Origin of the sequence: Lysinibacillus sp. BF-4 (assembly GCF_000743635.1) — a bacterium.
GTDB classification, from domain to species: Bacteria; Bacillota; Bacilli; order Bacillales_A; family Planococcaceae; genus Metalysinibacillus; species Metalysinibacillus saudimassiliensis.
In genome coordinates this window covers 1-6,427 of the sequence record NZ_JPUW01000061.1, presented here as the reverse complement: position 1 = coordinate 6,427, position 6,427 = coordinate 1, and the positions used below count along the sequence as shown (strand labels likewise).

Here is a 6,427-nt window from a genome sequence, read left to right as displayed (position 1 = left end):
TGTAGCCTATACATACTAAATATCGCTTACTCTTATTTACCTTCAATTTCCCCATCTTACAACCGCACCAAGGACATTTATCTAGAACAAAGCCATCTCTTCTACCTGACTTTATTTCCCCTAATTGAGTAAACGCTTCTTTATATGAGTTAGGCGATGTACTACTACCTACCCACATCCCGATAGAATAAGGTGTCTGTCCTAACAAATTCGAATTATCTCTACGAATCACTTCCATTGCACACATAAGACGAGATGAACGTTGAAATTGGTCAGCTGTAAGCAATCTCAAGGTATAACGCATAATTACATCTACACCTGCATCCTCAGGCTCTTTAATACGGCGATAAAACATTTCAAAAGCAGCTACACCTAAGTAAGCTTCTGTTTTCCCTCCGCCCGTTGGGAACCAAATCAAGTCTACTATTTCTCTTTCTAAAGACTCATCATTAGCAATAGAATCGATTGACATTAAAAAGAAAGCAATCTGAAACGCTCGCCAACTATTTGTGCTTTTCTGCAATTGAACCGTCTTAAATACGGCTTCTTTATATTTAAAATCAAATATTGTTTCAACACCTTGAATACTTACTGTTCTATTTTTTTTGCCATTCACTTGTTGTAATAAAATAGCTTCATTTGCTAAATTAAAAGCTTTTCTGATTATTGGGTTAGTTAAATGCTTCAAGCCTTTTTTCATACGTAATAGACTATTTGAACAAAGTGCCATATTATATTTTGCAGCTTCTTGCAATTTACTATCTAAGTCCGCTATATCTTGTTCTTGCAGCTTAATCCATTCTTCATAGCCTTGAAGTAGCGGTAGTAGTGTACTTTCTAATTCTTCATAGGTAGTAGCATTCACTAAATCAATCATTTTTATATTAACTTTTTCTATATTACCGTTTACTTCAACTTCAACATCAGGTGTCATACTGGTCGTCTCGTATGTTGGTACGAATGTTGTTTTAATTTCCCTTACACATTCATCATCTTTCCACGTAGTTGAACACCCATGACCAAATGCATAATTTATTTTATTACGATATAAAAGCTCATCATTCAATTCACTTGTTGTAATAGGTAAATTCCTTTGGTAATGTTTAGGGTATCCTTTAAACTCTCCTTTTTCATCTGTTCTCACAATCAACTCTGTTTGAAATAACATAAATTCGTCTGCTTGACCACTCAACTTCTTACCTGTATGCGAATCGTTTACAATAGAAATCGTTGTTAGGTATTCACCTTCTACCTTACGAACTTGAATATACAAATCAATCGTTAATTTATTTACTTCTTCTTTAGCTAAGTTAAAAAGTGTGAGTTTTTGTTTAGATATACCATCTGAAGCTAACTTTTTTATTTCTATATGTGCATTGGCATATATGCGTTCTCTTAACCACCACTTACGTGTACCTTTATCTTTTATTACAACGTTATGAGGTTTGTAAATAGCTCCTTGTACTATAATGTTTAAGATATTTGTATCTTTAGAAATATTACAAGTCATCCCCAATGATGAAGGTAAATGTTCATCGCTTTGAATAGGAATTTCTTCGGTTTCTTCTTCTAATACTAGATTTTGCTCTCTTTTCGGTAATGTTACTTCCACCACATCATTATCTAAGATTGCTTCACTCTCGATGGTTTCTCTAACAGTGGTGTTACCTGGAAATAACACACCCGCAGCATAACGACGTGAAGGATACTCATATTGTAAAACTTCTTCTTTTATGCCGTTATTTAACCAATAATAATTTTTATAGGCTTCTTCTCCATTCAATTCTATGTTTCCGCTTACATTTAGCTGAACAGAATATTCATTTATCTCACTTGGTCCTACTATTTCTCTGTGTGCTGCTTTAATCATCTTTTCACGATTAACTAAAGACTGTTCTAGCGTTACTGTCACATTATTCCCTCCAAACATTTAATACATCACGGTAATCTACCATAATCGATGTATAGTCAATTTCTTTTATCATTTCTATATTAAAAGACGCTCCTTCGATAAGCGGCGTTGTAAAGGTTACATAACCGTCATCAACTAAACTATCTACAACAGATCCATCTAGTTCTTCTAAAAGTTGTGCTGTGATAGACTTTCCAGCCTGAATATGTTTTTGGTTCAATATTTTAGCCGATTCTTGCATTTCTTTTTGTGTTTTTTCATCAAACTTAAGGATTTGAAGTAGCTCTTCAAAGTACTTCATCGCTATACTTGTTTCTTTCGTCCAGTTTTTGAGGTTTTGGAAATTAGCATTTTTTACTCCTTTGTTTTTAAAATAACGAATTACTTTTTCCTCACCATTTAGTTCAATTACTTTCCTCAGTTTTTTCTTCCACTTTTTTTGTAACTTTCGATGTTTTATATACGCTTCACCTAACAATTGATTAGCAACCTCTATTATCAAATCTGTATTGGTGTTGTTTCTAAATAATAGCCAATCACCAGGTGATAATGCTTGAATTTTCTCGCTAGATATACGAAGACTATCTTGATTTACTTTTCTCACTTTCGTATCAACAGGAATAAACGTATAGTGATTATTATGTAAAATAACTAAATTGGCTTCCACCTTATCTAAATCATTTAAATGGCTGGCCTGTTGCGTATGACGAAGAATAATCTCTTCTTTTTGAAACTCTTGCTCTTGCACTTCTCCAAAATCCACAATAAAGGATTGCCCTTCTAGTCCTTTACCCATACAAACATTACTTAGCATACTATCGTATATAAGATTTTTTGGAATATGATTTAAAAATTCAGGTCTCTTAATATCGTTTCTAAAAATGCTGTATGTTAAAAAATACGTGTTTGTCGCTAAAAAAATAGATGAAGCGCGTTGATCAAAAAATTCGGGTGAGCCGATTATGAAAGCATCGTCATAATCGCACTTATTTCTTAAATACTCTGAAAAGCTGACAACAGGTACGCCATCAACATTTTTCGTTTTACTTTTATAACGTGTTACTATACATTGATTACGCTCTAAATTAATCTTTTTACGAATTTCTTGTTTAATGAAGTTCGTATCACTTGATTGATTTTGTATGGTCTGTAGCGTCATGATTAATGGTCTGCCATACATATCAAATAGTTCCGTATAGTGATTGCGCAATTCTTTAAAATAACCAATGAGTGAACTTAAATATTGCTCAAATATTAAGTTATAGTTATCAATACTTGAAAGAAAGCGATTTAAATTTTTGCGTATAATTTGAAATAGTTCTAGCAAGTCTTCTTCCGCTTCATAATTTTCTCTAACGTCTTTTCCGAACTGTCTTAGTGCTGCATATAGCGTTGCGATTTGTTCATTAGCGATATGCTTAAAATAGACAAATTTCTTTTCTTTATAAAGAAAATTCAGAAAATCAATTTTATTTGTTTCGATGTTGCCAAGCAATGAATCTCACTCCTTTAGGAATCGCTACTGATTTCTTTTGCAATTCCTCTACAATTTCATTTGTAATAACTTCTCCTTGTTTAATTAGAATTTCTTGTTCTATTTTATCTTGTAACATATCTACAGTGGCAGTACTTTCAGTTAAACTCGAAAAAATAATACGATTACTATTCCTAAATTCATCCATTCGAGAAGTAGCTTTTGCAGCCCCTATTATGACAGTTATGCTCTCATCTACTAAATTCTTATGATATTCGGTATTGCTATGGAGCCATTTCACATTACAAAAATGCGAAGACTCTCCATCTTTTAAAATATCACTATGATAATAATCATAATATGCATAAGAAAATTTAAATAAACTCAAATATTTATCAAACTCACTTTTATTACCAACAACATATGCGCTAGGTAAATTAATCATTTCTTTTAACTTTACTTTTTCAGCTCTATAAAACTGCGAAAGAGAACCTGATACTTTTTGTATAGCTGTTAATCGACGCGCGTTTAAAATTCTATCGTTACTTTTATCTGTTACCATCACCCGCTCTTCCCATTGGTTGTATGGAATATATTGAATAACTTTCGCATGATTCGCTATACCTAAATGAAACGGGCTTCTCGGTGTATAATTTTCGTACAATCCCACTACAGAGCATCTTTTCCACTCATCATGATCTAGATAGTAAATGATATCGCCTTCTTTAAGTTGTTTAAATCGCTCTATAATCTTTTTAACATCAACACCTTGTTGCATTTGCGCATCAAAAATACCGTGTAATAAAAAATACGAAAAAATAGTCGGCTCAGGTAAACTAAAATAAATGCTAAATTTATGAGTACTATTCTTTTTATCGAGCTCAAGATATTCACCTAACTCTAGGGCAAATAGCATCCATTCTTCTAATTTTTTATTGTGATACATTATATCTTTAAAATTCAATTTTGGGCCCTCTCCTACTGTTTATTAAATATTTTCTTAATTTTTGTATACGTTTAACCAATGATAATCTAAGTATTTTTTGTGAGCTATTTCTATAGGTATATTTATTTTATCTGGAATATTGAAAAGTCTTATTTGATTAGCTATCACTTGCTTAGATACAATTACAGAACCATATTCATCAATAGTAACCAAGCCTCTATCAAATAAATAAGTTTGCATAAGACACTGCTTTCCCACTGTGCTTGGTACTTCTTCCGGCTTGGTTTGTAAGCCGTTGAGCAAAACCTCTAAAATCTTCAATTAATAAAATATTAACTTTTTTGATAAGCTGAAAATTCGCTTCCTTAGCACTTACTTTCCTCAAAATCAAACAACATTCCTCCTTACACTAAATATGGTATATAATTACTTTAAAGGTTGTAATTTTATATAGGGGGGTTTTTAAAATCACATATTTTTCTAAAGATCTAGAAAACGAACAAATTTTAGCTGAATTTTTAGACAGGTACTTATACAGTAAAATAAATAGTTCTGTAAATTTCACACGAGTTATTGATAAAGAACAACAATTAAAGGGGATAGACATAATTTATGAACTACCTAACGCTACATACCTTGTGGATGAAAAGGGCTATCTATCAAAACCATCAAATCACACAACTTTCACATTGGAATTATTTTATAAAGGAAAAAGTGTTCTTAATACGGGATGGTTTTATGATGATACCAAATCAACTACACATTATTTACTCTGTTGGCCTGAAAGAGAACCAATTAATATCTATAAAGAAAAATTAGAATTAGAACATATATATTGTGTCGAAATTATGTTAATAAATCGAGTGCAGCTTCAATCTTATTTACAATCTACTCTTGAAATTGACGCTAATTCCATCAATGAGAATTATAGTTCTTTGGTTTCTCGCAAAGTAACCACTACTAGAGACCCTGGTATAAATTATGTTTATAGTGATGGTTTGCAAGAAAAACCTTTAAATTTGATGTTACAAAAGCAAAAATATCTAGAATCTGGATCCGTTGTTGCCCATTATATAGTGTCAGAAAAATGCATAAAAAAATTATGAGTCTTGAATGATTTCTTGTAATTCTTGAACGCTCAAAACATTATCATACTTTCTATGCACCATACGATGACAATTGGCGCACAAAGGAACTAAATCGGTTGCTGGGTCAATTACTTCGGGTTCTTCTAACGTATGAAGTGGTTGAACATGGTGAATTTCAATATAGTTTTTGCCATGTTCGCCGTACTTTTCTTCAAATAAAAATCCACATCCGAGGCAACGCACACCGTGGATAGCTATAGCCTTTTTGCGATTGGCTATACTTCTTTCATAGCGGTTACCATGATAATAGGTTACTGTGCCCTCTTTAATTATGCCTCTTTCAATTTCTTTACTCTCTTCATCTGCTAATAGTTCCTCATCTGATATAGCAATCTCTTCCTCAGCTTTTTTTAGATAGCTCAAGTATGTTTTTACCATCTTATTTGCATCTGCATACGCTTCGCCAGCTTCTTCTAGCAGTTCAATAAGTTTTTCATTCGTTTCACCTTCAAATATCCCTCTATAATCTGCTTTCATCCCAAAGTAATAGAGTAAGTTAGCGGAAACACGCCCTTTTGTATTGCCATTATGCCCAAGTACATTAATATCTAGCCAACGATGAGGACGATTGTGCAGAAGGTGCTCTACAATAACTCTACCTTTTAACAAATTAGGGTGCTGTAAATATTCGCGCTTTCTTCCTGAAGGCTTTAACAGCGGCAAGGTATATGTATCCCCTACTGTTATAGGATGTCCACCTAGATAAGAATAGTAGTAATGCATAGGTTGATGCTGCTCTTTACTTACGGACTGCTCAATTATTCGAGCTAATTGTGAAAGCTTATTAATATTTAATAAATTATCTTGGGCATTTCCCCAATTTTCTAATATATTTAAGTATGCCTCAATCTCATTTGTAGTTAATGACGTATAGTTTGTCAACCACGCACTAAACGCTTGTCTGTTCATTGCAACGTCCCCTTAAATTTCCTAATTATCCCGATTGT

General features: G+C 32.8%; 5 protein-coding genes and 1 pseudogene. 1 reads left to right on the top strand and 5 read right to left on the bottom strand.

Translation table 11 applies throughout. The features are described from left to right. From CH76_RS12795 to CH76_RS12780, 4 genes and pseudogenes are all read right to left on the bottom strand, one after another. Nucleotides 1-1,912, bottom strand: a pseudogene (locus tag CH76_RS12795) (helicase); the annotation flags it as partial. A 1-nt stretch (nucleotide 1,913) separates the two neighbouring features. Beyond that, nucleotides 1,914-3,407, bottom strand: coding sequence for a hypothetical protein (locus CH76_RS12790; protein WP_036147074.1), 1,494 nt, complete (start codon nucleotides 3,405-3,407; stop codon nucleotides 1,914-1,916). Further along, nucleotides 3,382-4,350 (bottom strand): hypothetical protein, encoded by a 969-nt coding sequence (locus CH76_RS12785; RefSeq protein WP_036147071.1) that lies wholly within the window; start codon nucleotides 4,348-4,350, stop codon nucleotides 3,382-3,384. Before CH76_RS12785 ends, CH76_RS12790 begins: the two co-directional genes overlap by 26 nt. Before the next feature lie 36 nt (nucleotides 4,351-4,386). Then, on the bottom strand, nucleotides 4,387-4,653 hold the full coding sequence (locus CH76_RS12780; RefSeq protein ID WP_152553344.1) for a hypothetical protein: 267 nt from the start codon (nucleotides 4,651-4,653) through the stop codon (nucleotides 4,387-4,389). Nucleotides 4,654-4,970: 317 nt separating this feature from the next. Between CH76_RS12780 and CH76_RS13850 the strand changes: the two genes are divergently transcribed. Continuing rightward, a complete protein-coding gene (locus tag CH76_RS13850; RefSeq protein WP_152553343.1) occupies nucleotides 4,971-5,438 on the top strand; it encodes a hypothetical protein in 468 nt (155 codons plus the stop codon). On the opposite strand, the gene CH76_RS13600 is transcribed toward CH76_RS13850, so the two are convergent. After that, the gene (locus tag CH76_RS13600; RefSeq protein ID WP_051910371.1) at nucleotides 5,433-6,389 is read right to left on the bottom strand and encodes an HNH endonuclease; all 957 of its coding nucleotides are present in this window, start codon (nucleotides 6,387-6,389) and stop codon (nucleotides 5,433-5,435) included. The two genes, CH76_RS13850 and CH76_RS13600, sit on opposite strands and share 6 nt — an antisense overlap. Nucleotides 6,390-6,427: the final 38 nt, after the last annotated feature.

Coding starts and splice junctions, on each gene's coding strand:
- CH76_RS13600 (WP_051910371.1), bottom strand. CDS start 6,389: ATGAACAGACAAGCGTTTAGTGCGTGGTTGACAAACTATACGTCATTA.